The 25,951-nt window shown below is 42.0% G+C and carries 31 protein-coding genes and 2 pseudogenes; 19 read left to right on the forward strand and 14 right to left on the reverse strand.

Features of this window, described 5'->3' with window-relative positions; all coding sequences use genetic code 11:
• Positions 1-7: 7 nt before the first annotated feature.
• The 5 genes from TRESADRAFT_RS09395 to TRESADRAFT_RS09415 all read left to right on the forward strand — a co-directional run bounded on the left by TRESADRAFT_RS09395 (position 8) and on the right by TRESADRAFT_RS09415 (position 5,332).
• Positions 8-772, forward strand: a complete 765-nt coding sequence (locus TRESADRAFT_RS09395; protein WP_002705121.1) for an ABC transporter ATP-binding protein — start codon at positions 8-10, stop codon at positions 770-772.
• A 131-nt stretch (positions 773-903) separates the two neighbouring features.
• Positions 904-1,329 carry an RrF2 family transcriptional regulator gene (locus TRESADRAFT_RS09400; protein ID WP_002705122.1) on the forward strand — a complete coding sequence of 142 codons (426 nt, stop codon included), beginning with the start codon at positions 904-906 and terminating at the stop codon, positions 1,327-1,329.
• Positions 1,330-1,804: 475 nt separating this feature from the next.
• A complete protein-coding gene (locus TRESADRAFT_RS09405) occupies positions 1,805-2,965 on the forward strand; it encodes a trans-sulfuration enzyme family protein (protein WP_002705124.1) in 1,161 nt (386 codons plus the stop codon).
• The gene (locus TRESADRAFT_RS09410) at positions 2,962-4,140 is read left to right on the forward strand and encodes a MalY/PatB family protein (RefSeq protein WP_002705125.1); all 1,179 of its coding nucleotides are present in this window, start codon (positions 2,962-2,964) and stop codon (positions 4,138-4,140) included. The genes TRESADRAFT_RS09405 and TRESADRAFT_RS09410 overlap by 4 nt, the downstream gene beginning before the upstream one ends.
• Positions 4,141-4,372: 232 nt before the next feature.
• The gene (locus TRESADRAFT_RS09415) at positions 4,373-5,332 is read left to right on the forward strand and encodes a DMT family transporter (protein ID WP_002705127.1); all 960 of its coding nucleotides are present in this window, start codon (positions 4,373-4,375) and stop codon (positions 5,330-5,332) included.
• Positions 5,333-5,482: 150 nt separating this feature from the next.
• On the opposite strand, the gene TRESADRAFT_RS09420 is transcribed toward TRESADRAFT_RS09415, so the two are convergent.
• The 8 genes from TRESADRAFT_RS09420 to TRESADRAFT_RS09455 form a co-directional block, all read right to left on the reverse strand.
• Positions 5,483-5,851, reverse strand: coding sequence for a hypothetical protein (locus TRESADRAFT_RS09420; RefSeq protein ID WP_002705129.1), 369 nt, complete (start codon positions 5,849-5,851; stop codon positions 5,483-5,485).
• 80 nt (positions 5,852-5,931) lie between these two features.
• On the reverse strand, positions 5,932-6,696 hold the full coding sequence (locus TRESADRAFT_RS09425) for a hypothetical protein (protein WP_002705130.1): 765 nt from the start codon (positions 6,694-6,696) through the stop codon (positions 5,932-5,934).
• Between the two features lie 13 nt (positions 6,697-6,709).
• Positions 6,710-7,432, reverse strand: coding sequence for a hypothetical protein (locus TRESADRAFT_RS09430; protein WP_002705132.1), 723 nt, complete (start codon positions 7,430-7,432; stop codon positions 6,710-6,712).
• Positions 7,429-8,352, reverse strand: a complete 924-nt coding sequence (locus TRESADRAFT_RS09435; protein ID WP_002705135.1) for a DUF4299 family protein — start codon at positions 8,350-8,352, stop codon at positions 7,429-7,431. Before TRESADRAFT_RS09435 ends, TRESADRAFT_RS09430 begins: the two co-directional genes overlap by 4 nt.
• A gap of 466 nt (positions 8,353-8,818) precedes the next feature.
• Positions 8,819-9,544, reverse strand: coding sequence for a BrnT family toxin (locus tag TRESADRAFT_RS09440; protein WP_002705137.1), 726 nt, complete (start codon positions 9,542-9,544; stop codon positions 8,819-8,821).
• Between the two features lie 191 nt (positions 9,545-9,735).
• Positions 9,736-10,110 carry a hypothetical protein gene (locus TRESADRAFT_RS09445; protein WP_002705139.1) on the reverse strand — a complete coding sequence of 125 codons (375 nt, stop codon included), beginning with the start codon at positions 10,108-10,110 and terminating at the stop codon, positions 9,736-9,738.
• 167 nt (positions 10,111-10,277) lie between these two features.
• Entirely contained in the window at positions 10,278-10,466 is a 189-nt protein-coding gene (locus TRESADRAFT_RS09450; protein WP_002705140.1) for a hypothetical protein, read from the reverse strand.
• Positions 10,467-10,722: 256 nt separating this feature from the next.
• Entirely contained in the window at positions 10,723-10,974 is a 252-nt protein-coding gene (locus TRESADRAFT_RS09455) for a hypothetical protein (RefSeq protein ID WP_002705142.1), read from the reverse strand.
• A gap of 139 nt (positions 10,975-11,113) precedes the next feature.
• Here TRESADRAFT_RS09455 and TRESADRAFT_RS09460 point away from each other — a divergent pair, with 139 nt between their 5' ends.
• Both TRESADRAFT_RS09460 and TRESADRAFT_RS16060 read left to right on the forward strand, forming a co-directional pair.
• Positions 11,114-11,353 carry a hypothetical protein gene (locus TRESADRAFT_RS09460; protein WP_040842807.1) on the forward strand — a complete coding sequence of 80 codons (240 nt, stop codon included), beginning with the start codon at positions 11,114-11,116 and terminating at the stop codon, positions 11,351-11,353.
• Positions 11,354-11,527: 174 nt separating this feature from the next.
• Positions 11,528-11,728, forward strand: coding sequence for a hypothetical protein (locus TRESADRAFT_RS16060; protein ID WP_141607306.1), 201 nt, complete (start codon positions 11,528-11,530; stop codon positions 11,726-11,728).
• Positions 11,729-11,864: 136 nt separating this feature from the next.
• Here TRESADRAFT_RS16060 and TRESADRAFT_RS15690 read toward each other — a convergent pair whose 3' ends face one another.
• From TRESADRAFT_RS15690 to TRESADRAFT_RS15695, 6 genes and pseudogenes are all read right to left on the reverse strand, one after another.
• Entirely contained in the window at positions 11,865-12,389 is a 525-nt protein-coding gene (locus tag TRESADRAFT_RS15690) for a pentapeptide repeat-containing protein (protein ID WP_002705144.1), read from the reverse strand.
• Positions 12,390-12,416: 27 nt separating this feature from the next.
• Positions 12,417-12,908 (reverse strand): hypothetical protein, encoded by a 492-nt coding sequence (locus TRESADRAFT_RS09465; RefSeq protein WP_002705146.1) that lies wholly within the window; start codon positions 12,906-12,908, stop codon positions 12,417-12,419.
• Positions 12,909-12,928: 20 nt separating this feature from the next.
• Entirely contained in the window at positions 12,929-13,285 is a 357-nt protein-coding gene (locus tag TRESADRAFT_RS09470; RefSeq protein ID WP_040842808.1) for a hypothetical protein, read from the reverse strand.
• A gap of 143 nt (positions 13,286-13,428) precedes the next feature.
• Positions 13,429-14,673, reverse strand: coding sequence for an ankyrin repeat domain-containing protein (locus tag TRESADRAFT_RS09475; protein WP_040842809.1), 1,245 nt, complete (start codon positions 14,671-14,673; stop codon positions 13,429-13,431).
• A gap of 112 nt (positions 14,674-14,785) precedes the next feature.
• The gene (locus tag TRESADRAFT_RS15230; RefSeq protein ID WP_002705151.1) at positions 14,786-16,048 is read right to left on the reverse strand and encodes a formylglycine-generating enzyme family protein; all 1,263 of its coding nucleotides are present in this window, start codon (positions 16,046-16,048) and stop codon (positions 14,786-14,788) included.
• A 1-nt stretch (position 16,049) separates the two neighbouring features.
• Positions 16,050-16,262: pseudogene (locus TRESADRAFT_RS15695) on the reverse strand (peptidoglycan bridge formation glycyltransferase FemA/FemB family protein); the annotation flags it as partial.
• Positions 16,263-16,373: 111 nt separating this feature from the next.
• Here TRESADRAFT_RS15695 and TRESADRAFT_RS16270 point away from each other — a divergent pair.
• From TRESADRAFT_RS16270 to TRESADRAFT_RS16830, 12 genes and pseudogenes are all read left to right on the forward strand, one after another.
• On the forward strand, positions 16,374-16,535 hold the full coding sequence (locus TRESADRAFT_RS16270) for a hypothetical protein (protein WP_159100056.1): 162 nt from the start codon (positions 16,374-16,376) through the stop codon (positions 16,533-16,535).
• A 13-nt stretch (positions 16,536-16,548) separates the two neighbouring features.
• On the forward strand, positions 16,549-18,039 hold the full coding sequence (locus TRESADRAFT_RS09485; RefSeq protein ID WP_002705157.1) for a leucine-rich repeat domain-containing protein: 1,491 nt from the start codon (positions 16,549-16,551) through the stop codon (positions 18,037-18,039).
• A gap of 177 nt (positions 18,040-18,216) precedes the next feature.
• Positions 18,217-18,735 carry a hypothetical protein gene (locus TRESADRAFT_RS09495; RefSeq protein ID WP_002705159.1) on the forward strand — a complete coding sequence of 173 codons (519 nt, stop codon included), beginning with the start codon at positions 18,217-18,219 and terminating at the stop codon, positions 18,733-18,735.
• Positions 18,736-18,798: 63 nt separating this feature from the next.
• Positions 18,799-19,395, forward strand: coding sequence for a hypothetical protein (locus tag TRESADRAFT_RS09500; RefSeq protein ID WP_141607309.1), 597 nt, complete (start codon positions 18,799-18,801; stop codon positions 19,393-19,395).
• A complete protein-coding gene (locus tag TRESADRAFT_RS09505) occupies positions 19,392-19,571 on the forward strand; it encodes a hypothetical protein (protein ID WP_040842816.1) in 180 nt (59 codons plus the stop codon). Before TRESADRAFT_RS09500 ends, TRESADRAFT_RS09505 begins: the two co-directional genes overlap by 4 nt.
• Before the next feature lie 71 nt (positions 19,572-19,642).
• Positions 19,643-20,866, forward strand: a complete 1,224-nt coding sequence (locus TRESADRAFT_RS09510; protein ID WP_002705163.1) for an ATP-binding protein — start codon at positions 19,643-19,645, stop codon at positions 20,864-20,866.
• A gap of 488 nt (positions 20,867-21,354) precedes the next feature.
• The gene (locus TRESADRAFT_RS09520; RefSeq protein WP_002705165.1) at positions 21,355-22,695 is read left to right on the forward strand and encodes a B12-binding domain-containing radical SAM protein; all 1,341 of its coding nucleotides are present in this window, start codon (positions 21,355-21,357) and stop codon (positions 22,693-22,695) included.
• The gene (locus TRESADRAFT_RS09525; RefSeq protein WP_141607311.1) at positions 22,695-23,207 is read left to right on the forward strand and encodes a hypothetical protein; all 513 of its coding nucleotides are present in this window, start codon (positions 22,695-22,697) and stop codon (positions 23,205-23,207) included. Before TRESADRAFT_RS09520 ends, TRESADRAFT_RS09525 begins: the two co-directional genes overlap by 1 nt.
• 53 nt (positions 23,208-23,260) lie before the next feature.
• Positions 23,261-23,668, forward strand: coding sequence for a hypothetical protein (locus TRESADRAFT_RS09530; RefSeq protein WP_002705169.1), 408 nt, complete (start codon positions 23,261-23,263; stop codon positions 23,666-23,668).
• On the forward strand, positions 23,665-24,342 hold the full coding sequence (locus tag TRESADRAFT_RS09535; protein WP_002705170.1) for a hypothetical protein: 678 nt from the start codon (positions 23,665-23,667) through the stop codon (positions 24,340-24,342). The genes TRESADRAFT_RS09530 and TRESADRAFT_RS09535 overlap by 4 nt, the downstream gene beginning before the upstream one ends.
• Positions 24,343-24,445: 103 nt before the next feature.
• Positions 24,446-25,555, forward strand: coding sequence for a Fic family protein (locus TRESADRAFT_RS09540; protein WP_002705171.1), 1,110 nt, complete (start codon positions 24,446-24,448; stop codon positions 25,553-25,555).
• Positions 25,552-25,854, forward strand: a pseudogene (locus TRESADRAFT_RS16830) (DUF7674 family protein); the annotation flags it as partial. The gene TRESADRAFT_RS09540 and the pseudogene TRESADRAFT_RS16830, both read left to right, overlap by 4 nt.
• Between the last annotated feature and the right edge of the window lie 97 nt (positions 25,855-25,951).

A 25,951-nucleotide genomic window follows, 5' to 3' on the forward strand; every position in this document is an offset into this window, starting at 1 on the left:
AGGAACAATGCTCGGGAACATAAGAATTCAGAACGTGGAGAAAAGCTTCGACGACGTGAAAGTCCTCAACGATTTCTCCCTCGACATAAAGCCCGGCTCTTTCGTGAGCCTTATCGGGCCGTCGGGATGCGGAAAATCGACGCTGCTGCGGATAATCGGCGGCCTTGAGAAGGCAAGCTCGGGGCAGATTTTTCTTGACGGCGAGAAAATAACGAAAGCCGGAAGCGACCGGGGGTTCGCCTTCCAGGGCTCGAACCTTTTTCCGTGGCTCAGCGTCAGGGAGAACATTTCGTTCGGGCTGAAGGCGCGGAAAATCTACAAGGACAAGAAGAATGACGTTGCGGACATGATAAACCTCGTCGGGCTGAGCGGCTTTGAGAATTCGTATCCGCACCAGATTTCCGGGGGAATGCAGCAGCGGGCTTCGCTCGCTCGCGCGCTTGTCGGGCATCCGAAAGTCCTTCTCCTCGACGAACCGCTCGGCGCACTTGACGCGTTCACGAGGATGAACCTTCAGGACGAGATTCTCCGCATCAAGAACGAGAACGACATGACGATGCTCATGGTAACGCACGACGTCGACGAGGCGATTTACATGAGCGACAAGGTCGTCGTGATGAGCGCGAGGCCGAGCCGCGTGGAGGCGATAATCGACATCGACCTTCCGCGTCCGCGCGTGCGCGTCCAAGATACGTTCACGCTCTACCGCAACAAGATTCTCGATTACCTCGACCTCGGGGGAAAAATTCAGGAAGCCGAGTACAGCATATAGATGCGGGGCGGCCCGGCTTTCCGCCCTTCCCCGGCGACGGAAAAAAATCGTGGCCGCCGGATTTTCCCGATGAGGAATGTCCGCGCAGCCGTTTTCCGGGCGGGGCAAAACGAATAGACAAAGGAGGCACGATGTACAAAATTTCGACACGAGGACAATATGCGCTTTTGATAATGGAAGATTTAGCAGAAAATTCAGGCGGGGATTTTGTACCGTTGCGCCTTCTCTCCCACAGGAGGAACCTGTCCGTCAAATACCTCGAGCAGATTCTCTCCAAGCTCGTCAGCGCGAACCTCGTCGAAAGCTCTCGCGGCATAAACGGCGGGTACCGGCTCTCAAAAAAGGCGGACAAATACACCGTCGGCGACATCCTGCGCGTGATGGAGGGCGACTTGTCCCCCTGCGCCCCCAACGAGGGAAATACCGTCGAGTCGGCGGGAAGCGAGTCGTTCTGGAAGGATTTTGAATTCGTCGTCAACAATTTCGTCGATTCTGTCACGCTTGAGCAGCTCGCGGAAAAAAACCACGAATTCGTGGGCTTCGAATACTGCATCTGAGCGCGGCGTGCGGCGCACAATTCCTTATTGACATGGTAGGTTTTTGTGTATACAATATTCCTATCAATTCAATAGGAATATAAGGAGGCGCGAAATGGCAATCTACTTCGAGAAATTAGTCCGCGAGAATTTCCGAAACGGGCGAATGCGCCGCTCCCCCAGCCTCCACGCCTGAGGCTTTTTCCGTCTTAAAAAGTCTCCCGTCTTCCGCATCTGCTGTCGGTTCCGTTTTTGCAGGCACATTTCTCAGGATGAATCATGCCCATGACGTTTACTGGCGCACGTGCGCGTGTTTTTCGCACTTTTCGGGGACATGCGGCTGGGGTTTTCCGCTTCAGCGCGCGATTATTTTTTATTTAAGGAAGGTTCTGCCCGGATTTTCGGCGTCATTCGGAACGCGACTTCAAAATCCATGAGCGCCGATGCGCAAGAAACCAACCGTTTTTCGGAGCAGAGCAGAAAAAAGAGGTCACATATGTCTTTGTCATTGGAATCAAAATGTCTTCATCTTGAGCGCTCGTCAACGGACGGATGCAGCCACTACGGCGCAATCAGCTTCCCGATTTACCAGACGGCGACGTACGCGCATCCTGCCGTCGGCCAGAGCACCGGGTTCGACTACAGCCGCCTGCAGAACCCCACGCGCGAGCAGCTTGAGAAAACTGTCGCGGCACTTGAGGGCGGAATCGACGCGCTCGCGCTTTCGAGCGGAATGGCGGCAATCGCGCTTTTGATGGAGCTTTTCTCGCCGGGCGACAACATAATCGCGGATTCCGACCTTTACGGAGGGTCAATCCGCCTTTTCGACAACGTTTCCCGAAAAAACGGCATCACCTTCACGCGGGAGAACATCTCCGCGCTTGACGAGACGGGGCTTTCGTCGCTCATCACGCCGGCGACGAAGGCAATCTACATAGAGACGCCGACGAACCCCATGATGAACGTCACCGACATCGCGGCTGTCGCGGGCATCGCGAAAAAGCACGGGCTTCTCCTTATCGTGGACAACACGTTCATGTCGCCGTATTTCCAGAACCCGCTTTCCCTCGGCGCCGATATCGTCATCCACTCGGGGACGAAATTCCTCGCGGGGCACAACGACACGCTCGCGGGCTTCATCGTGACGAACCGCGCGGACATTCAGGAAAAACTCCGCTTCCTCATAAAGACGACGGGCGCGGGCCTTTCCCCGTTCGACTCGTGGCTGACGCTCCGCGGAATCAAGACGCTCGCAGTCCGCATGGAAAAAGCGCAGGAGAATGCCGCGAAAATCGTCGGGTGGCTCAAGGCGCAGCCTTCCGTGACGAAGGTGATTTACCCCGGCCTTCCCGAGCATCCCGGTTTCGCCGTCCAAAAAAAGCAGGCGCGCGGGTTCGGCTCCATGGTCACGTTCAACGTGACGTCGGAGGAGAAGGCGAAATCGATTCTGAACAAGGTGCGGCTGATTCAGTTCGCGGAAAGCCTTGGCGGCGTCGAGACGCTCATCACCTACCCCGTCACGCAGACGCACGCGGACGTTCCCGAGGACATCCGGGAGAAGAACGGCATCACGACCTCGACGCTCAGGCTTTCAGTCGGAATCGAGGACGCTGATGATTTGGTTGAGGATTTGAGGCAGGCTTTGGAGGAAAAATGAAGCACGATTTTGACAAAATCACCGACAGGAAAAACACGTTCGCGATAAAATACGACCTTGCCGCAAAAAGGAACAAGCCGGCCGACGCGGTCTCGCTTTGGGTTGCCGACATGGATTTTCCTTCCCCGCCGTGCGTTCAGGAGGCGCTTGCCGAGCGGGCGCGTCACGGGATTTTCGGGTACAGCAGGCCGGACGGACGGTATTATTCGGCGCTGGAAAAATGGTTCAGGACGCGCCACGGATTTGAATTCGACGAGGAGTCCGTGGTGAACACGCCGGGTGTCGTCTTTGCTATCGCGACGGCGATAAAGGCGCTCACGAAAGAGGGCGACGGCGTGATAATCCAGAAACCCGTCTACTATCCGTTTTTCAACACGATAAGCGCGCTGAACCGCCGCGTCGTGAACAATCCGCTCGTGTTCAAGTACGGGCGGTACGAAATCGACTTTGATGATTTCGAGCGGAAGATAACGGACGAGGGCGCGAAGCTTTTCGTGTTCTGCTCACCGCACAATCCCGGCGGACGGGTCTGGACGAAGGAGGAGCTTCTGCGCCTTTCGGAAATCTGCCTGCGCCACAACGTCGCGGTCGTCTCGGACGAAATCCATTCGGACATAGTCTTCGAGCCGAACAAACATACTGTCTGGTCGTCGCTTTCCGAGGAAGCCGCAGAGAATTCGATAATCTGCACCGCCCCGAGCAAGACGTTCAACCTGGCGGGCTTGCAGTTCTCGAACATATTCATACAGAATCCGGAAATCAGGGCGGCGTTCCAGAAGGAAATCGACCGCACCGGATACGACGAACCGAGCCTCATGGGGATAATCGCGGCGACTTCCGCATACGAGTCCGGCGGCGAATGGTTCGACGAGGCGAAGGCATACATAAAATCGAACATCGATTTCGCGAAGTCGTTCATTGCCGCGCGCTGCCCGAAAATAAAAGTCGTCGAGCCGGAGGGAACCTACCTTTTGTGGCTCGATTTCCGCGCGTTCGGCGAGCTTTCCGACAAGGAAATTTCCGAGCGCATCCTGCGAAAGGCGAAAGTCTGGCTCGACGCGGGGCGGATGTTCGGGACGGAGGGCGAGAAATTCCAGCGCATAAACTGCGCCACCCCACGGAAAATTCTTGCCGACGCCTTGGAGCGCATCTGCGGCGAATTCGCGCGCGCATGACTGCCGAGTTCTGTCAGCATGAAGCGCCGGTAAAAAAGCCCGCGATATAGAAAATGCACCGGAACTGTGGCATTCCGAGACGCTCGGACCGCATTCGGAATGCCACTACGCTTCATGCTTCACGGAAAAATGGGCGAGATGGCTCGGGGAAAAGCACGCGGGAGAAAAAGCGATTTTGTGATGCGTTCCCGCGCGCCGTGATAACTTTCCGACTTTCTGCTAGAATCCTCGCATGGCAAAAAATCATAATCTGGCCGGGCTTTTCTTCGCCGCGGTCTCCGTTCTTCTTTGGGGAATAACATTCGTCTGCACGAAATACCTTCTGCGCTCGTTCTCCTCTTACGAGATACTCTTCGTCCGTTTTGTCCTCGCATACATCTCGCTGCGGATTGCCCGCCCCGCGGTCTTCACCCTTCCCGAAAAACGGCAGGAGGTCTATTTCATGGTCGCGGGGCTGACCGGCGTCACGGCGTACCAGTTCATGGAGAACATGGCGATTTCATATACGAGCGCGTCGAACGTGAGCGTCATCGTGTCGATTTGCCCGATGTTCACCGCGCTTTTTCTCCAGCTTTTTCTGGGGGAGCACCATCTGACGCGCTTCTTCAACATCGGCTTCATCATCGCGATTGTCGGAATCGCGCTCGTAAGCTTCAACGGCGTCGTCGAATTCAACATGAACCCGAAAGGCGATTTCCTCGCGCTCGGCTCGGCGCTGTGCTGGGGCGTCTATTCCCTCTGCATAGCGAGAATCAACGCGCTCAACCTCGAGCCGATTCTCGTCACGCGGCGGATTTTCCATTGGGCGATAGTTTTCATGCTTCCCATCGGCATTTTCTCGCTCGCGCGTTTCGGCACTTCCGCGCCGTCAAGCCCGAACCTTGAAATACAGAACGGAGTCTCCGTGATTCTCGACCCAGCGTTCAACGCGTTCCGCTTCACGAATCCGCTGAACTGGCTCAACCTCTGCTTCCTCGGCGTCGGCGCGAGTGCGTTCTGCTTCGTGGCGTGGAACATTGCCTGCGACAAGCTCGGCACCGTCCGCGCCACGGCGGGCATTTACCTCATTCCCGTCGTCACGATAATCTTCGCGTTCCTCGCGCTCGGGGAAAAAATCTCGCCGATGGGCGCGCTCGGCTCCGTTCTCACGATTGCCGGTCTTTTCGTGAGCGAAATCAAGAAAAAATCCTGACGGAACCTTCGGAAAGCGAAAAATTGCGTCATTTGCAATAAAATCATCGGTAAAACCGCTGTAGTTCTCACTACAAATCCATCGTTGTGAAGCAAGAAGATTGAACGAAGCTGTGAATGATGACAAAATCGTTTTTCACGCATTTTTTGCTCAAAGGCTGCCAAAGGAAAAGGCAAGGAGCATCATCGACAAAATCAGGCAAATTATTGTCGGAATCAGCCATGCTCTCCGCTTCTCAAGATATTGTGCGTAATCAAAATATTCGCGTTTTTGAGTCTCATTGAAGCGCTCATAAAGTCTTAGCGTGGCGGAGAGCACAGAAAAAGACCTTCTCAGTCCGTATTCTTCGCCATAAAACTCCACATAACCGATTGCTTTTAGCGTTTCTCTGTCGTTTTCGAGCCGCAAAAAGTCGACGATTGCTTTGTAGTGCTTGTTGTAATCAATCAAACTTCTCACAAAAGCGATGATTGTCGCCAAAAACACGACTGGGGATATAATTTGCAAAAAGATTCTCATTGTCTCATCCTCATTTTTATGCTAAAAAGCGAAAAGTTGCGTCATTTGCACTAAAATCATCGGCAAAACCGCTGTAATTCTCACTGCAAATCCATCGTTGTGAAGCAAGAAGATTGAACGAAGTTGTGAATGAGGGCAAAATCACGCTGATTTTTTCTTTTTTTGAACAATCCTTTTTTGCAGAATATGATTTTTGTCCATTTTTCGCCACTGAAGAACACAAAATAAGGCGGATTTGCACCAAAATCACGCTCTCCGACACATCTGCCGCTCCACTTTTTGCCCGCGCACGATGAGAGCGCAACTTTCTCGCCATCAAAAAACGTTATTTCCCCGTCTTTGAGTGCCGCAATTTCACTGAATGCGCGAATTTTCACTTCGTTTGATGAAGCAGAGAGTTCGCCGCTATAAAATCGGAATGCGTTTTCTATTATTTCGTGCGCGCTTTTGTAATCTCCCCATTCAATTGAGTCGCCCGCATAGTCAAGAGCGAAAAACGGCTCTTCGTCCCACTCAATTTGCTTGAGTAAATTTTGATAGACAGCGTAACAATTATTCACAAACGAATCAAAATCGCAATTTTTGTCGTGATATGCCCTCTCAAGCTCGCCAAAAAGCGCTTTTCCGAATATGTTTTTGTCAAAATCCGGGTTGTCATAAAAATATTGGCGGAAAAATGAATGTGTTTTGTACTTGTCAGAAGACAATTCTTCCATTTCGAGCAAAGCAAAATCATCGCCGTTTTTCAAAAACTCCTCGTCCAGCCACGCATTGTATTCGCCAAACAAGTCAAAACCGCTCACGGACAGCACAGAGAGGGCATAAAGCTCTTCAAATCTTTTCATTTCGCGCTCACTTTTATTTTGTGTAATAATATGAAGATACATTGCTAGAAACTTGCTTGCCGTTTTTCGCTCCCCAGACCGCAAAGTCTTTCTCACCAGAGAGTTTCCATTCGTGATAGTTACGAATGAGCGTGCTATAAAAGAGAAAATCGGCTGTGATGGCTTTTTTGACTTCATTGTCTTCAACAAGGCGGATTTCCTCTTCGACCTTGCACACCAAAAGCATATCCTCATCAACATTTCCGCAATAATAATCGGGCAAATGATGTGTCGAATAATAAAGGGCATTGATATTGCGCTCGATGGCAAGCAGAAGCGGCTTTTGCTCGGCGGGATTTATCGCTAAGGCGTGCTCAAGTGCGTCATAGTCATAGAAATATTTTGCGCTCCAATAAAGCGGAAGATAATTTTCACGCTCCTTTTTTGCCCATTCATCAAGCGTTGGCTTTATCACCTGCTCGTTTAGCGGGTGAGGCAGCGTGGCAGGAGTAAGGTCTTCGCCGACTGAGTCCGCATTGCTCAAAAGAATGTCGACAAAGAGCCTCCTCGCTTCAAAAGGTGCGTCCGAAAAGTCTTTCAGGAACACGCTCAGCTCAGCAAATGCCTCTTTTCTTAGCCCCGCAAGCCTCTTTTCGCAATATTTTTTGTAGTGAACGAGATTTTCATTGCCGCTGATTTTCTCAATTATGCTTTTTAGAGCAAAATCCTTTGTTGTAAAAAATGTTTGTGCTTTCATTTTTTGTTTCCTGCTAGCTCAAGGATTTCATCTTGCGACAACTCTTCTACCAAAATGTGTGAAGCGTCAATAAAACGATATTTGTCTTTGGGCAAATGCGAAATAAAATCCGAATACAAGGACATACCAACATTGTGATATGAATCTGGATTATTTTCATCACCGTCGATAATGCAAAAAGACATTTTCCAGCTTTTGACATCATCGTCTTTTACCGAATTCGTGTACTTGAACTCCACGGTTGGCTTATAGGGCAAAATCGTCCGTGTTTCTTGAGTCAGCGTGTAAAGCCCAAAAATCTCGTCAGTGTTTTTGTCTTCGAAAAATCTCTGTTTGGCAGAATAAGCGTCCAAATATTGAATATCGTGAAAAAATTTGCTGAAACTTTCGATTGGATTTTGTGAATCAAGAAACTTTTTTGCATATTCTTTGTTCAAACAAACTTCACGAAAAAGTCCTGGCATCATAGAAGGGCTATCGTCATAACAAAAACATTGCAGACCAAACAAAATGTCTTTCTTGTAATCAAAAGATTCGATGTTGTCTTTTGAAAAATGCTCTTCGCGGTCATTTGAAATAGTGTTTTTCAGTTTTCTTGCCAACTCCTTGATATATCGAAGAGCAATCTCCCAATCTTCTTTTGTGCTAGGCGTGCAAACACGGACTTCGTAGGCGTTTTCCTCCTTTTCAAAAGAAAGCTCAAAACCGCGGGAACTTTGCCCATACACACCCAAAATCAAAACTTCGTAATCGGCAATAGAAGAATTGTAAAATCTGTTTTCATCAAAATCATCAGCAGTTTCGTCAAAACTAAATTGCGTGATTTTCTGATTTGAAAGCTCCAAACACTCTTTGATTGTCATCGGTGCTTTTTTGGCAAAAAATCCATTCTTGTTTTTGATATAAAAACATACACTCATTGTTAAACCTCCTAGTTTTTATTAACTTAAAGCAGATAAAATCGCAAAAAATCTTGTGACGTTCTGTTCTCTTTGTCACCCTGAACTCGTTTCAGGGGTCTACTCAACACATAAACAGCAAATCAAAAAATATTTCGGAATTATCCCATAACGTACTTTGATTGATTAAGCAACTAATTAGAATATAGGAGTTTAATCAATGAGAGTTAACAAACTTGATGAAGAAAAGTTGAATGAGTTTCGTGATTTTTTGCAGATATGGCTATTGTCTTGAAGAAGAAACTGCCAAAGAATATTTGAAATTTTTGGTAAATGGAATTAAAAACATAACAAATAGACATAAAACTATTTCAGCAGACACTGCTCACAAAATCAACAATACAAGATTTAGAAAAGAGAGAGAAAGAGATAACAGAATTGATGATGATTATTTTGAATCTTTCGGAATTATCCCCTTACGTACTTTTCACCAATCAAAACCATTTTTAGAATGTTTTAAGTAAGCATCTATAATGTTCTGTATTTTTTTACAGTCTTCAAATGTTCCAACTTTTTGTACAAAAACTTTTTTCCCCTTATATGAAGCAAAGTTACCTTCAAATGGAAAATCTAGTTCATCTATTTCAATTATTTTACCTTTTGAATTTGAAAAGAATCTTTTGTTATTTGCCCTACGGATTAAAAGGTATGTAGAACTATCTTCTCTTTTACCTTTATTTTTCCCATATTTTCTATTATTTTCTTTATGTTTAATATATGTTTCTGTATAATGCCCTTCGTTTACATCTTCCCATGCAGAAATAATTCGAATTTTTCCATTTTCTAGTTCTGCATTTACAACGACGACAATATTTTCTGTTGCAACCAACCCCAAAGTTATATTATTATCGGGATGCTCTTTATTATTCTTATCCTTGATTGTGTAATGGTCATCATCTTTCCAAACTTGAGCGGCATAATAAAATGAAAATCCTTTTCCATCGCCTGTATCTTTTATGTTGTCATTACTTTTCTTTCGATTCCAAACAAAATTTTCGTAATAAACATCTTCATTTGGTTCACCTTCTTCTGGTTCATAAAATTTTTCATACAAATCATCAGATTCGGCTTGTTCTTGCAACTTTCTCTCTTCAATTATTTTTCTTATCTTTTCAATTTCTGTTATAAATTTTTGTTTTGTTTCTCTGTCCATATAAATAACCTTCTCATACATAATATAGGTTCTTTTCAGCAGAATGTTTCTAAAAATATTGCAGAACACTTCAACAACTCCGTCTGCAATGCTTGATGAATACCTTGACGTATTTGACGACAATGGTTGGCTAATTTCTGAAGCTGATAAAGAAGGTTATGAAGAAAAGGAATTATCCCTGATATACTTTTCTAATCATCGTTAAGCAAAATCCTGAGTTGCTGTATTTGCAAATTGACAGTATTTTTATATTGAGTCATCTTTTGCAATTCTTGTTGAGTTATTTGAATGTCATATTTTTCAACATCTTTTATCCAAGAAAAATATGTATCAAGTTCTTTCACATTATCTTCTAACTGTTTAATAATGAAAGTCCAATCTTGGTCTTCTGGAGCAGTTTCAAGCATTTTGTCAAAAAAATTATCATACCTTTCAAGGCGTTTTTCCAATTTCGACATATCGATTTTGGCTTCATTTAACAACTTATTGATTGTTATCAATCTTGAAAAGTTTTCTTGAAGTTGATTACTTTGTAATAAAAATTTTTTTGCATCTTTTGAAATCATTACAAGTTCCTCCTAAGATATGTATATATAATATAGTGAAGAGAAGTAGCAGAATGTCTTGACAGCTTGAAAGTACGTCAAGGGATAATTCCGTGAAGAAATCACAAGCAAGGGGCTATGAGCTGAATTCCAAGCAACTTTGAGAGCCTTTTGCCTTCTTCAATAAGCTATGAATCATCTTCAACAATCCAAATACCACTCTTTTTGAATTCTGTCAAAGCATTCAACAAATCTTGTTCGTTTGTAAAACTGAGCATTATCCCCTGTTCTGATTTTTCACAATTTCCATCATTTTTGTAAATCCAAATATGCCCGTTATTGTTTAGCTTTTCGATTGTATAAATAAACTTTCCCATTTTTTTCTACCTCCTTATTCTGTTTATGGTAATAATATAGGCATTTCAGACTGTAAATTTTCTAAAAAAGCAAAACGATTTTTTTTATTTGCACTAATTGTATAAGTAGTCAGAATTGCCGTTCTAACTACCTTCTAGCACAACCAAAAAATTGAAGAAAGGCAACTTCAACAGCTCCTACTGCAATGCTAAATGAGTATCTAAAAGCATTTGATGATGATGGCTGGCTTATTTATAAAGAAGGCTATAAGGACATTCAATCAGGTAATGTTAAAGCTTGAAGTCCCAATTTTTCAGCAAGTCTTTTACCTTCATTTATAAGCTCTTCATCATCTTCAGGAACGTAAACACAACTTTTCGGGAATTTTGTCAATGCTTCAACAAGCTCTTCTTCGATGAAGAAGTTTAGTAATATGCCATCTTCTTTTTTTGTTTCACCGTCATTACGAAACACCCAAATGTGACCTTTATTATTAAGCTTTTCGATTGTATAAATAAATTTGCCCATCTTTGCACCTCCTAGCCTGTATTATGATTATAATATAGGTTCTTTTCAGCAGAATGTTTTGAGAAAATCTTGCAGAAATAGCTACTAAATAATTTGAAAAAATAAAATAGATTTACCTATAATATAAAGAGAATAAAAAATGAACAAAGAAGAAATGTTGTATCTTGCTCAAAGATTAATGGAGAGGATTGAAGAAAGGCGACTTCAAAGACTTGAAGAAGCAAAAAAGAAACGATTAAATGATTTTATTGTTAAGAAAGAAATTATTGTTTGCGATAGTAATAAAAATCCTGTTTATAAGCTAAAGCAAAATACAAAAGTTACAGGTATTATAGTTAGCAAGTGGAGAAGAAATCAGAGATGTTCAATTTTTGATTGAAAAATACAAATTGCAAGACGGAACTTTGACAAATGAAAAAGATTGGCAAAAAGTTCGTGGCAGAGGTACAGTCTTAATAGAAGGGCTTGGAGAGCAAAGCAGAGAAATTCATTAGTATCAGTGTAAAAACATTGGTAAAGTTGAGTTTAAGATAAAAGAAAGAGGTTAAGAGAGATGAAAAGAAAACCTGTAAAATATGAAGTAAAATATCTGGGTGATGATAGAATGGATATTCGCAAAAATGAAATTTATGACTGCATAGCAGAATTATACGGCGATGAAAAAACAGACAAGCCTTTTCATTTGTCTGTCATAGACCGTTCGGGGGATTCTTGTATATATCCTTTTTCAGATTTCAGAAAAGTTTCTGAATAAATACAACTTTTTCTAAAAAGTACTTGCGGGGATAATTTCTCAGCTTGATATGTGCCGTGGACTTTGTACGAAAGCGATGGTCTCATATATAGAAAATGAAGAGCGTGTACCTCATCGCAAGCTTATTTAAGACTCCCTAAGTAATTATCAAACCTGTTTTTTGCTTAAAGTTTTCAGGAAGAATACAATTTTTGAAAATGACTTCTGTAAAAATGCAGTCATTTAAGCAAGCGTCTACAAAATTACATTCTTCAAATGTTACTTTAGATAAACGAGAACTCCAGAAATTACATGATTCAAAATTACTTTGGCTTATCTTGCAATTGTTAAATATGGATTCCATAAAGGTTGTTCTGAATGCATTTATATTATCAACGCTTATATTATAGATTTCTACATTATCCCATTCAGCTTTTACAATGTTATTATTTTTTAAGATACTTGATATAAACTTACTCCCACCAAAATTTGAGCCATGCATATCAACATTTTTTAAATCACATGAAGTAAAAGTAACTCCTCCAAAATAACTGTTGCTTAAATCATATGGTTTTAAGTCAAAATTCACCAATTCTAAATCTGCAACTTCAAGTTTTGAAAAGCCATTGTTTTCACCTTGAGAAAAGCTTGTATATAATTCTAATTTTTCTGATAAATTCATATTTACTCCTATGGCAAAAAAATATTTTTATTTCTTCCATAAAGCCTCTAAATGGAATTCTTGCACAAATTCTTTTAACAAGTCTTGCATCTCACTTTTTTCATCTGCAGAATATTTATTGTATTGTTCAAATAAATAGTTTAAATATGCTTTACAATTCTTCATTTTCATTAACGCCTCGTATGTTGTGTAAGCAAGCATTCTACGTAATATTTCCTCAAAGAAATAAAAATCGACATCCGCGGTTCTGCTTAAAATACAGTCCAACACTTTTTCCCTATCTAATTGATAAATACAATCAATAATACAGGCTTGGAAATAGGGGTCGAATTCATCGTTTCTTAAAAATTCCATACCTTTTGTTAACGCATAATCCTCATCTATGAACGATAATTTCTGAAAAGCTGCTTCAATTAATTCTATATCATATCCATTCTCAACTATATAAATCAGTTTTTCTTTAGGATAATTTTCTATTTCTTTATCAAAATCAGATTTTTCGTAATAGTTTTCTAACATTTATTTAACACCCTTAACTATTATTGTTTTACGTTTAGCTTATTTTTCAGTTCCGCAAGCAGACGCATTATTTCGTCCTGTTCCTCTGAATGCTGCCTCGCATACTCAAAATAGTATTTGCATACTATGTCATAAAATTCTTGGTATGAGATTACTATCTGCTTGTCTTCATCAACAGCAGGTACCTGAAAATCAAACAAAACTTTGTCTTCATCAAAATATTCAAGGCCATAATCTTTCCATTCTGGAGAAAAATAACAGCACATTTCTTCATTTAAAGCATATCCTTCGAAAGAACAAAAAGATTTTAGAATATCTTTAATTTTGTTTTCTCTCCATGCAAAAATTAAATTAAAAAAAGTTTCTAACATTTCCATTTCCTTTCCCCTAATCTAAAACTGGATGAAAATTTGTAATTGTGTTGGATAGTGAAAACTTTTGCTTGCAGTTTTTGCGCTCTCATCATAGCCAAGAACTGTAACATTATGCAGAACACCATGCGAAATACAGCCCGTAACGCTTAGCGTCCCAAATCATACTTAAAACGCTTCGCATAATCGCGAAGATTATTGCCTCTTTCGTCTTTGTACTCCAAATCCAGACCATAATCCAAAAGAAGATTCATTGTTTTTCTGAATGTTTCTTTTTCCATTCCGTGCTTTTCCCGCGCAAGAAGATACATACCCGCATTCATATTCACATCATACCAATGAAGCATTTCTTCGCGATTGTCGTACTCGTCAATATCAGTGGCGTACTTTACGTTCACGTCCGCGCCTTTTTCCAAAGCAACTTTCAGCGTGTCGTAATCCTCTAGCACCCAAAAAAGAAGCGGCCATTCCTCACTCTTCTTCACATTCGGGTCAGCGCCGTGCTCAAGCAAAAAACGAACCGTGTCGTAACTTATTCCGTAGCGGAAATATTCCTCGCTGTATTTTCTGACATCGACGCCGTAAGAAATCACCTGCTCAAGAATGAACTCTGACGAATCATGCTGAACAAGATAGACAAGCATTTTCTTTCCGTCAAAGTCGAAGCCCTCTTTGTGCAGTTTTTCCAAAAATCTTGCGTCTTTTTCCGTTGTATAACGGCGGCTGAAAATGTCGTCGTCCGTGATTGTAGTGCCAACCTTCACCAAATGCCCAACAAAAAGCACAAGCGAAACAACTGCCGCAATCTTTAGAAGAATCTTGAAAATGCGAGACCTCTTTTCATAGAACGAAGCCACGGCAAATCCCGCCATGAGCGAAAGCGGAACAACAAGACACAAAACAAATGCCGCTATGATAATCGGTATGACAGCAAAGAAGAGCGTGCCGTGCGAAATCACCGTAAGAAATAGAAGCGGCACTCCAACAACATTGATTATCGTTGTCTTTGTGTCCTCAGGAATCAAGTTCCAGACAAAAGAGCAAAGAAATGCAAGAAGCACCACCGACCCCACAAGAAAAACCATAAGGGCGATGTAGCGCAGTATGATTTTTCCGAGCGTCAGATGAAAACACTTTTTGTTGATTTTGACAAAAACAAGGCTTATCAAAAAAACGGCAAGGGCTGGCAGAACGTATTCTATGATTCCGTGAGTCTTTGCAGCTTTTTCAATGGCAGGAATCTTGTTTTGAACGCTAAGCGCAATGCCGATTGCAATCATATCGCAAAAATACAGGGCAACCAAAGCCGCAGACGAAACCCAAAAGTTAATAATACCCCGAACCAATTTTATTATAAAACCCATAATTCTCTCTTTTATTTTTGAAAACGCCATTATAGATGTACCATACCGCACCATTATAGATGTACGGTATAGCACACCTATACATGTACCACACCGCACACTTATGCTTGGGAAACAATCTCAAAAGAAATATCTTTTTCGACTAGTTCTCATCAACATCTGCGAACCTCACTTCATAAGGAACGCCGTTGATTTTCACATTGGTTTTAAATGTGTATTTGAACTGTCCTAATGATTTATATACTCCCACGTAATCAACGGGATTGATATATATGTCTTCAATTCCATATTCCATCTCATCACGCATATCCTGGAAATGCATTATATTCTCTTCCGATGGCTTACCATAAGTAACGTGAAGCAGATTCGGGAAATTGTTCTTTGGATTTGGATTTTTCATGCGCATATAAAGATACGGCATTTTTTCGGAAGTACTTGCCAAACGAGTGTTTCCGAACTTTTTATAATATGTGCAATGCATGTCTTCGATATTCATTGCCTTTCCATCCTGCGCTTTTTCAATAATACCTTCCATTTTCACAATATTATTCAGCAAATCCTGAAGCTGTTCCTTTGTAACCCAAGATGACTCAGTTTCCTTTGCGTTTGCTTTTTTCACGCCTTTTTTCATTGATGTTCTGACCAAACGGAAGCCAGCTGGAGACCTCTCATCACAATAATCCCGATAAGTGTTTGTGCATTGACTTTCAACACTTGTGGAACTTCCGCCCCGCAGAACACGCTGAGTAAAGATTCTTGTATACAAATTGTCGTCTTCTATGCTTTTGTCATAAGAAGCATACTCGTCCCAACACAATTCAATCACAGAACCACTCATATCATAAATGCCAAGCTCATTCGGCTTCTTGGTCATTACTTCGTGATTGTCATCGATAAAAGATTTCTCACCTTTAACCGTCGCGTGCCAAGCAACCTCGTCAATATCATTGCTTCCGCTGTAAAGATAGCCCTTGCTCTTTTTTCCGCCTTTCGCAGCATATTCCCATTCAGCTTCTGTCGGCAATCTGTAGCCGTTCGCACTGAAATCGCAGACAACCACACCTTTATCCGCAGAATAACACGGGGTCAAACCTTCAGCTTCGCTCCTGCGATTGCAGTATTCAAGTGCAACCCGCCAACTCGCATCTCGCAACGGCATATTATCGCCCTCGTACAGCTTGTTTTGGAGTTTCGCCATAAAAGTTTCCCATTCGCCTTGGGTTACTTCGTGCTTGCAAATATAAAAACTCGAAACAGTTTCTTCGTGAGCAGGAGCTTCCTCCTCGATTTCATCATTGCCCATCAAAAAAGTTCCGCCTTCTACAAAAATGAAATCTTTGTTTTTGGAACTACAAGAACAAAGCCCCAGAGTTACAAACATCATTGCAAAAAAAGTCTTCTTCATTTTATCTTCCCCTAATCTTTTTCATCAGTTTTTTGTGATAGAATGCCCTAGCATTTTCTGCCGCCCGATACGCCCCGTAGACCGCGCCGTTTAGCACTGCGTCAAAAGAGCCGAGCCTGTGAATAAGCGCGCCACCAAATCCCGTCTTGAAGAGGAAAAGCCCGTGCATTGGGTGATTCTCGTCTTCGTCGGGCGGACAGCCGTAGAAATCGTATGCGGGAGAGCCGAAAGCCTACAATGCCTTTTATCACTTTCTTTATGAAATCCATTTATCCACCTCAATTTTTCACAATATATTTTATAATACCGTCCGTGAAAAGCATTTGTGATGAAAGCGAAAAACCTTTTGATAACGCCGCACGTTGCTGGAAAACTGACGCTTGATTGCACAAAAGACAAAAACGTGGAAATGTTTTTGGAAGATTTGCAAAACTTCGCTTCGGGAAAAGTGATGAAATACATCGTTGATAAAAAACTTGGATACTAAGAGGTGTGAAAAAATGGAGAAAGTTATTGACGGGATTATTTACTCAGAAGATATGAGCGAGGTTCTCGGCGTGGAAAGCAAGAGCATAAAAATTGCTCGCATTGCCGAGGGCGTGAAAATCATTCGCTCAGAAGCCTTTAAAGATTGCACAGAATTGACCGAAGTTTATCTTCCGTCTAGCATCGAGCGAATCTGGTATCAAGTCTGGAAGAACTGCAATTCGCTTTTGACAATTCATTTTGGAAGCGATTTTGTGCGGCTTGTAACAAAGTGGTTCAACTTTTTGAGCGCTCAAGTTGAGTTTGATTGCGAAAAAGATAGCAAAACCTACAAGTTGATAAAACGAAGTTCTGTTCTTCGCTCACACATCAAAGAGCTTTCGATGATGAGCGCTAAGACAGAAAAGATAAAGCAAGTGCAAAGCGCAAGTGCAGAAGCCCTTTTGTCATCAGCATTCGAGCAGTATGAAGACGCGGTTTATCAGCTCATCGCGAGCCGAAAATCTGGGATAATCGTGCTTGTTGCGCTAAAAAAGTTCTGCGGCATTTTCAGTTTTGGAGTGGATTACGAAAAGTGGCTTTCAAAAATCCCGACTATTATACAAATCTTTTCTGACCAAGAAAGAAGCGCTGAGGAAGTTTTCTCGCTTCTAAAGAAAAACAAAATCTCGCTTGCAGAGCTTCCGAGCAATAAGCAGCCGACCGTGAAATTGAGCGCAGACCTTGTTTTGTTCACAAAAGGCAGGTTGTATCCGCTAAAAGTGCCGAACTTGAAAAGCATCGAGATTTTTGGCATAAAGTCCATAGAACCTTGTGCGTTCCAAGACGCAAGAACTCTTGAAGCCGTGAAACTCCCCGACAGTCTTGAAAGCATTGGCTATTTGGCGTTCAAAAGCTGCACTTCGCTAAAATCGGTGAATATCCCAGAAGGCATAAAAGAAATCGAGTGGTCGACTTTTGATGATTGTCCTGCACTCTCTTCAATCGCTTTGCCGTCCAGCGTGGAAAAAATCGAAAGAAACGCTTTTGAGGGTGCAGAGTCGCTCGAATCAATCTTTATTCCCGATACAATTGAGGAAATCGAAAATGACGCTTTCAAAAACACCCACATCGAAAATCTTGGCTCGACATTCAAAATAAAGTCGAATTATTATCGCGTTATGAACGGAAAAGAAAACATGGAGTTCACGATTAAAGACGGCTTTGCTTTTGACAAGAGCACTCTTCTTTATCCCGCGCTCTTGTCAGAAAATATGGTCATTCCAGAAGGCACGACATCAATTGAAGAAGACGCTTTTGAATATTGCCACAAAAAAGTAAAAACATTGACGTTTCCAAAATCGCTTTGCTCAATTGGTCGGCATGCGTTTTTCTATTTTTTCGTTGAAAAGATTGAATACAAAGGAAAAGTCAAAGACTGGAAGCGTATCGCTAAGGGCGAAGAATGGAATCATGGGCTTAGTGTCGATACTGTGCAATGCTCCGACGGCGAAGTAGAATTGTAAAATAAAGGCGTAGATTCCGAATCAAGTTCGGAATGACAATTTTTTCCCCGTCATGCTGAACTCGTTTCAGCATCTGACTTAAGCAAAAAGAAGCATAGATTTCAGAAAACTTGTTCGAAAATGACATCTTCCAAACTCGGAAAGATAATCTCCAAAGTTGAATTGAGGAAAGTAAATATGAAAAAAATATTTTTGACTTTGTACTTTGTCTTTGATTTTCTCATGTCGCTTTTCCCGATTGCGTTCTTTTTGTATCGTGCTTGGGACAACCGAAACACTTTTCTTGCAGCAGGCAATTGGAGCATTATGTATTTCTTGGCGCTCTACCTTTTGCTCACTTCTGTTGTGGGGATTGTGCTTTCAAAAAAGAAAAATCTGGACGACGAAAACCTGACCGTTTCAAAAAACTGGCTTTTGCCGATTTACATCGTGAACGTTATCGGTGCTTTTTTCTTGATGTTTCCGTTTTGCACCGCGTTCGATTGTCTTTCCCAAAAGCAGTTTGACTTTTTTGCAGTGGGCTTTTCGATTTTGGTTTGTGAAATTTTGCTCTTGCGCGGTCAGGTGAAATGGCAGCGTGCCGTTTTGTGCAAAAAATCATTGCCGCGCGTTTTGAAATATTTTGTCTGCCTTTCAAACCCGCTCAGAGTGGGCGCGACAATGCTTTTTCTTTTTGCACTGATTTTGCCGATATGATAATTTTGCCTTTGGAGAAAGAATATGAAAAAAGTCACTTTTGCATTGATTTGCACTTTTAACATGATTTTGCTTGCACTTCTTGCTCCGTTGTTTGCAGAAGATTTTGAAATCAAGGAAAAAATCAGCGCGGGAACGGTTCTTGTGATGAACAGAGGCCCGTGCACGGAAGAGCGGTTCGTGTTCACTTCGGAATCTGCGGGAATTTATCAGGAATTCTCTTTGGAATTTTGCAAGGAAAGCGAAGAAAATACCTTTGGGATAATGTACGAAAAGGCAGGTGATGACAAAGCCTTTTATTACGACGGAAAAACAGGGCGCGTAAAAGTAGACGGCGATGAAATGTGCGGAGTGCTTGTCTATATCCCAGAAAAAAAAGCGTGGTTTATGTACGATGATTCCGTCGTGTTCGTTCGGGCTGTTTTAAAGGCTCGTAAACTTGCCAGCGCGTGGGGAACAAGCAGATTCAGCAAAGCGAAGTTTATATTTTTCAGCGACGGAAAATGCAGAATCTATGATATTGACGGCACATACACCGAATCGAACGGTATTTTCTGCGTCGCTAACTTGTATTCGCAAAACTTTCAGTATTTTTTTCAAACCGCAAATGCGCTTTACCAAGGATACGGATATTTGAGCGAGCAGACGGAGGAAAAATGAAAATTACCCGTCACCCTGAACTTGTTTCAGGGTCTATGCTTCGACTTCGCTCAGCAACCGCAGGAAAACTGGATATTGAAAATAATTTTGCAAAAATTGTGTTTGCGTATTTGCTTTTTAATATCGTTTTTGTATTTTTGAAAATATACATCATTATTCTTGCAATATATCTTTGAAAGTGTTATTTTATGAAAATAAAAATGTTTATTCTTGCACAAAACTGAATATTTAAGGAGTTTTTGCAAATATGGAACTTATTCGCGAGGATTATCTAAAACTTATTCGTCCTTATTACGATGTTGACCTCATAAAAGTCATAACAGGCGCTCGGCGTTCGGGAAAATCGGTTTTGATGGAAACTATAAAAGATGAGATTCTTTCGCGTGGCGGCAAAGGTTCTCACATTATTAGCATAAATTTTGAGGATTTGGATTATTCGTTTATTACCGACGCAAATGAGCTTCACGCGGAAATCAAAAGCCACATAGTTGACGATGACAAATACTATATTTTCCTTGATGAGATTCAGCACATCGAGAATTTTGAAAAATTGCTTGCATCTCTGCGCTCAAAATTCAATTGCTCCATTTTCGTGACTGGCAGCGATTCCACAATGCTTTCGGGCGAGCTTGCAACTCTTTTGACCGGGCGTACCGTTGAGTTTGAGATTTTTCCGTTCAGTTTTAAGGAATCCGTTGATTTTCTGGCTCTGAACAAAATTGAATGTGAACCTAACGAATTCATTAAAGATTACATCAAATGGGGCGGATTTCCACTGCGGTTCAGCTTTAAGGAAGAAAATTCAATAAAGAGATTTTTGGATAATTTGTACTCAAATATCATAAACCGCGACATCATCAAAAAATCGAGCAAAATCGACAGGCAGGCGTTCAAGGACATTTCGCTTTACATAATGTCAAATGCGGGCAAAGAATTTTCAGCCGAGAACATCGCGCGTTATTATTCTCAGAAAAACAAAAAATCTGTGAGCGCACGCACGATTTACAATTATCTTGAAAAACTTCAAAAAGCGTATCTTCTTCATTCGTGCAAAAAATACAACATTGTCGGAAAAACCGCGCTTGATACATCTGATAAGTTTTACGCAACAGACACAGGTCTTCGCACGCTGAACACGAACACAATAAATTACGAGGACACTTTTTTTCTGGAGAACATAATTTACAATGAGCTTTTGATTCAGGGCTTCACGGTTTTTACTGGAAAAACGTATAAAGGAGAGATTGATTTTGTGGCGGTCAAAGAAAACAAAAAATGCTTTATTCAAGTCGCATATCTTCTTGCGACCGAGGAGACGATAAAGCGAGAATTCGGTGCATACGACAAGATTACGGACGCTTCTCCGAAATATGTGCTTTCTTTGGACAGAATTGATTTAAGCCACGACGGAATCGAGCATCTGAATATTGTGGATTTTCTTTTGCACAAAGTCAGCCTGCACTTGTCGTAAATTGCTCTGACGGCGCGGAAATCGAAAAGTTTGACAGAAGAGTCCGCGTCGGAAAGCACAATGTTTCGGCGTTGCACAACGTTCTGCTTTTTGATTACGACACTTTTGAAGAAATCGGCTGGGTGTATTAGGGCTTTCCTTACCATAAGGAAAGTGGGAATTTCCAAAATCAGCGTTCCTTATTTTAAGGAAGTGCAGATTTGCAGAAAGACAGAAATCCTTGTTTTGAGGAAAACTGCCCTTGCAAAAGTCGGCTTTCCTTATTTTGAGGATTCGCGGTTTTTCAAAAAGTCATCGTTCCTTATTATAAGGATTGCCCAAATTTTAAAAAAGCCAGAATCCTTACGGTAAGGATTTCAGGCTTTTGTTGAGGTTGAGCCTGTTGAAACCACCTGTCATTGGCGAACTCGTTTCGGAATCCATGCTTCGACTTCGCTCAGCAAACACAGATGCTGAAAAATTGTTCAGCATGACAAACGGAGGAAAAAATGTATGTGAAACTCATTCAGCCCAAAATGCTGCGACGACCGATGGACACGGACTTAAAAGCCAGAATGGCACCGCCTTTGGGGCTTCTTACAATCGTCAGTATTCTAAAAGACAATCACAAAGTTGTTCTTGAAAATGAAAATATCGAAAAAATCAATTTTGACGACAAGCCTGATTTGGTCGGCATTTCGGTTACGGTTGATGTTCTGAACCGCGCGATAGAAATCAGCAGGAAGTTCAGGGAAAAGGGGATTCCAGTCGTTGCGGGAGGAATTCAGATAACGAGCGCGCCAGATTTTATTCCGCAAGACGCGTTTGATTCACTCTGCATCGGGGATGCGGAAGGAACTTGGCCAGAAATCATAAAAGACGCGCAATCTCACAGTCTAAAGAAAATCTACCATTGCAAAGAAAATTTCGGCGCGGACGACATAGTTTCCCCGGCTTATGATTTTGTAAAAAAATCCAAATATTTATACACGAACATCGTTCATACAAGCAGGGGCTGTCCTTTTCGTTGTGATTTTTGCTATAACAGCTCAAAAAATCACAAATACATAAACCGAAACATTGATGATGTTCTTGCAGACATAAAGAAAATAAATTTGCGGCACATAATGTTCATCGATGACAATTTTATCGGGAATCCTGCATGGACAAGAAAATTCCTTGAAGAGCTGAAGCCATTAAAAATCAAGTGGAATGCCGCTGTTTCAATAAATGTTGCGAACGACGGCGAGCTTTTGGATTTGATGAAAGAAGCTGGCTGCAAAAGTCTTTTCATCGGATTTGAGAGCATAAATCCTTCGTCCATTTCAAACGTGCATAAAGTCCAGAACAACATCAAAAACTATGAGAACGCGATTTCAGAAATCCACAGGCGCGGAATTATGATTCACGGAAGTTTTGTATTCGGGCTTGACGGCGACAGCACGGAAACATTCAAAACGACGCTGGACTGGATTGTAAAAAACAAAATCGAAACCGTGACCTCGCATATTCTCACGCCTTATCCCAGAACGAAAGTTTACGAGGAACTGAAAAAAGCGGACAGAATCACATCGACGGATTTTTCAAAATACAACACGGCGCACGTTGTTTTCAAGCCGAAAAACATGAGCGCAGAAGAATTGTACGAGGGCTATCTTTGGATTTACCGCAACGTCTACAGCCTCAAAAATATCTTGAAGCGGCTTCCTGACTGCAAGGAACAAAGAGCCGCTTATCTTACATTCAACTTGTTTTATCGTAAATACGGAAAATTCACTGATTTTTTGTGTAAAATAATCTCATACAAACTCGTCGGCAAAATTGCGCAGCTGGCAGGAAGATATTTGTAGTGGTTACAGATAAAAACGGAGGAAAAATGAGCTTAAACCACGAATTTGTAATTGTTGGTGATTTGAATAAATCGAACTGGACTAATCTGACATCGGATTTTTTTGAAAACAAGGATACATTTGAGTATGTTTCCGTTCATGACGATTATATTTCATATTTTGCGGATTTTATAAGCTTTTTCACGATGCACAATCCGTGCAAAAACGACGATGTAGAAGGCTTGTGCTATTATGGCGTTACAAAAATTCCTAATGAAAAATTGAGCGATATTATTAAATTTCTTGAACATCTTTTGGGAATTTTCACATTTGCGCCTGATGAAATTCATCTAAAAGGGGAGTACATTACTGAATATTCAGAAACGCCAAATGCCGCAGGGTATTATGAAGACGGACATTACGAGATGCTAAAAATCAGCAAAGAAAAAATGCTGAAAAAATTGCAATCTCTCATTAACTTGTTCACAAAAGCAAAGGTTGAAGACAAGTGCATAATGCACTGCGGAATTTAACTAAGAATCCGCGTTAGCGATGAATAAATCCGTTTTTTGCTGGTGAAAAACAAATGATATACGATTTTGATTTGATAAAAAGTTTTTTGAGCGATTATGATTTAGAAATTGAGGAAGATGACGGAATGCTTTCTGTCAGGCTTTTTGACGACGTGCGCATGTATGTGTTCAACTGTCCCTCGGAGAATGACAACCGAATCACTTTTAGCGGTGCCTGGCATTGCCATGACGGTTTTTATTTTTTCAACAAGGACGGCTTTTACATAGAGCTTTCGTATCTTGATTTTCTTGAAGAGCTGGTTTCCGGAAACATCATTTTCTGCCTGCAATACATCGACGGCGAGCTGAAAGACATTTATCCGTACCACATAAAATATTTTGACGAGGAAGCATTGAAATATATGAGCGAAAACGAGGAACTGCGTTTGCGAAGATTTTTTGCCAAGAAGGTGGAAAAATGAAAGAAAACTACAATTGTTATCCTGTCTATTCAAAAGTTCTGGTACTTCTCTTGCTCGGATTTCCTGCTTGGGCTTTTTTCTATTTCACTCGCGATGAAAATTTTGATGGCAGCTCGGTCTTCATTACGACAGTGTTTATTCTTATGTTCATTTTATCGCTTTTTGTTTTTTTCAGAAAAGTCGAAATTGATGGGGATAAAATTACGGTAGACATCATCGCTTTTTTTAAAAAGAAAAGTATTCTGATTTCTGAGATTAAGGATTTTCGGGTAAAAAGCGAGCGGGATACGAACGTTTTGATACTTTCTGGGGAAGAAAAAGAAGTCAAAGCGATTTTTTGTCAAGAAAAGTTCGTGTCCCGGATGCGCGAAATTTTGCGCAGGCAGTGCGGCAACACAATCTTGCAGGATGTGGAAAATATCAAGAAAAATGGATTTTATAGTGGCTCAATTTTTCGCTCAAATTTATTCAACGCCGCTGGAATCACGGATTTGAAGACAAAACAGTTCTTTCCGTGGAATGAAATATCATGTAACGTTAAAGAATCAAAACATGGGAAAAAGTACCTGTTTTTTGCCGAGAAAAAAATTCCCGTGCAGATTACCTACAGCCATTTTTGCTTTGCCATCGAAGATTTTTTTGATGAAATGTCCGAAAAATGTAAACGCTATTAGGAGGTGCAGGACTCAGTTTCTCTGCGGTAAATAAATCTTTATTCACCGCAAAAAATGCGGTGAATAAATTGCTAATCTCCGCATAATCTTTTAGAATGCGGCTATGTATATCTACGAGTACGAAAATTGGCAGCATTTTACTTATGATTCTCAAAAAATCTCCGGGCTTTTGGAATGTTGCCATATTTCACAGGGAAAGCTGCTTTCAAAAATGGAAGCATTGGGGCTTTCTCAAAAAGAAGACAAAATTCTTGAAAGTATTTCCGCTGATGTCATAAAATCCAGCGAAATAGAAGGATTCCTTCTCAATAAAGAACAGGTCCGCTCTTCAATTGCCCGCCGCTTGGGGCTTAAAAAGCAAATCGCAGTCAACACGGACAGAAATGTTGATGCTGTGGTCGAAATGATGCTCGATGCCACGCAGAATTACAAAAATCCGCTTACGAAAGAACGGCTTTTCTCATGGCACGCCTGCCTATTTCCGACTGGCTACAGCGGAATGAATAAAATCGAGGTGGCGCAGTATCGGTCGGGAGCAATGCAGGTTGTTTCAGGCGCAATCGGAATGGAAAAAGTTCATTATGAAGCCCCGGCTGCCGAAAAAATCCCAGAAGAAATGCATTTTTTCTTGAACTGGCTCAACGATGAATCAAAATCAGGGGATTCGCTTGTAAACGTGGCGATTGCTCATTTGTGGTTCGTTACGCTTCATCCGTTTGAAGACGGAAACGGCCGAATCGCGCGCACTATTTCGGACATGATGCTTTGCCGGAGCGACCGAACGAATCTTCGTTTTTACAGCATGTCGAATCAGATTTCGCTCGACAAAAAAAATTACTACGATGTTCTGGAACGCACCCAGCACGGCTCGCCCGACATTACAGAGTGGCTTATCTGGTTTTTGGAGTGTCTGCAAAAAGCCCTCGATGAAAGCTGCATAGAAACAGAAAATGTCCTCAAAAAATACTCGTTCCGCAATAGGCTCTGCGGTGTTCAACTCAACCCGCGTCAGACTCTCATGCTCGAAAAACTCACCGACGGAAACTGGTTCGGTGTTCTCAATTCATCAAAGTGGGCAAAAATCGCAAAATGTTCCTCTGACACCGCCCTTCGCGACATCGCGGATTTGATAGAAAAAGGAGTGCTCGAAAAAGAGCCGACCGCCGGCGGAAGAAGCACGAACTATCGGTTGCGGGAAGATTCGGAAAAATGAAAAATCTTTACGATTCAATTACAGAACACTTTCCTGAATTCGACTTTGAAAAACGAGATTTTGCTTGGGCGGATTTCTTTACCGCAGGTGATTTTGCACAATTCATAACGCAGAAAATCAGAGAAAACGAGCCGATTAAAAAATATCTTCATTTTATAGAAGATTTGCTTTTTGAGGCGGGAGACGATGAAAACAAAAAGAACCTTGTCCAATCTGGGATTTTTGAATCGTTGCAGAACATTTGCTCTGAAGCAGAACGTTCTAAAATCGAGCAGCAGCTTTTTCCGTTGTCGCGCCAATGTTGGACAAAGATGAATTCTGATTTTGAGGAGCTTCTTAACAACTGCGAGATTTGCCTCTGCAAAATGCCAGAATCCCGACCGAGCGATTTTTGCT

Origin of the sequence: Treponema saccharophilum DSM 2985, assembly GCF_000255555.1 — a bacterium.
In the GTDB taxonomy this organism is placed as follows: Bacteria; Spirochaetota; Spirochaetia; order Treponematales; family Treponemataceae; genus Treponema_D; species Treponema_D saccharophilum.